We start from the raw sequence: 1,160 nt of genomic DNA on the forward strand, positions 1-1,160 counted from the left end.
CACGGCCGTGCTGCCCCTGCGCCGCTCCATGCTCGTGCACCTGGCCGAGCTGCCCCTGCCGCTGCCGGCCGACGACCTGATCCTGAGCCATCCCACGCACGCGCCGGCCGCCGAGATCCTGCCGGAACTTCCCCAGCTGCGTCCCTGGCGCGACCGGGTGCTGCGCATCCTCGCCGAGTCCTCGCTCGCCGAGCGCCGCACGCCCTTCCGTACCGTCGGCCCCCCGCACGCCGCCGTGATCCTCGGCGCCGACGGCCCGACCGTCGGGGCGCTGGCCGGAGTCGCCCACGAGCTGGGCCACTGTCTGTACGAACGGGCCCGGCCGGGCACCGGCATCCGTGCTCGGCTCACCTCCGAACGCCTCGCGCACCGGCTGGAGGAGCAGCTGACGGCCGCGTATCTGCGGGAGCACGGCAGTCCCGAGGAGAGCCGCCGCTGGTGGCTCTACCAGCGGCGGGTCGACGCGTTCAACCTCCACTACTTCGAGCTGGAGCGGGCGCTGATGTACGAGGAGGCGGACACGGTCGAGGAGTTGACGACCGAGTCCGCCTCGGCGCTGCGCGAGTCCCTGTTCATCGTCCCGGGCTGCCAGGCGGTGTACGCGAGGGCGTCACACGCCCGCCTGCCCGTCGGGGGCCCGCAGTGAGGGGGGCCGCGGATCGGTCCAGTTGCGCTCGATGTGGTCGAGCACGGTCTGCCGGGGCGATCGCTCGAGGGCGACGCGCCAGCCGGCGGGCACCTCGTTCCCGGCGGGCCATACCGAGTACTGGCCCTCGTCGTTGACCAGCGCCAGGTAGTCGGCGTCGGGGTTCTCGAACGGCGTACCGCTCATGGTCGTACTCCTTCTGTCGCTCACGCTGTCTCTCGCGCGGGGTCCGGTTCCGTCTCTCACGCCAGGTCCAGCGCCTCGCTGAACGGGAGATCGACGGGCAGGTCCTGGCGGCGGGTGATGTTCAGCTTCCGGTAGACGCGGGTCAGGTGCTGCTCGACCGTGCTGACGGTGATGTACAGCTTCAGGGCGATCTCCCGGTTGGTGTGGCCGTGCACGGCGAGCATGGCCACCCTCTTCTCCGACTCGCTGAGTTTCGCGTCGAGTTCGGCGTGCGTCGTCTGCCGGGGGGCGTCGGGCAGGTCGGCCGCGCCCGCCCGGCCCGGCAGGA

General features: G+C 72.2%; 3 protein-coding genes. 1 reads left to right on the top strand and 2 read right to left on the bottom strand.

Going from position 1 to position 1,160, the window contains the following annotated elements; all coding sequences use genetic code 11:
• Positions 1–646 (top strand): hypothetical protein (locus tag ACFW2E_RS40765; RefSeq protein ID WP_384475340.1); only part of this gene is annotated, 646 nt, incomplete at its 5' end.
• Here the strand turns inward: ACFW2E_RS40765 and ACFW2E_RS40770 are convergent.
• Both ACFW2E_RS40770 and ACFW2E_RS40775 read right to left on the bottom strand, forming a co-directional pair.
• Positions 611–832 (bottom strand): MbtH family protein, encoded by a 222-nt coding sequence (locus ACFW2E_RS40770; RefSeq protein WP_384475343.1) that lies wholly within the window; start codon positions 830–832, stop codon positions 611–613. The genes ACFW2E_RS40765 and ACFW2E_RS40770 overlap by 36 nt on opposite strands.
• A 56-nt stretch (positions 833–888) precedes the next feature.
• A partial coding sequence (locus tag ACFW2E_RS40775; RefSeq protein WP_384475346.1) for a helix-turn-helix transcriptional regulator occupies positions 889–1,160 on the bottom strand: 272 nt, incomplete at its 5' end.

The organism is Streptomyces sp. NPDC058964, from assembly GCF_042741275.1.
In the GTDB taxonomy this organism is placed as follows: Bacteria; Actinomycetota; Actinomycetes; order Streptomycetales; family Streptomycetaceae; genus Streptomyces.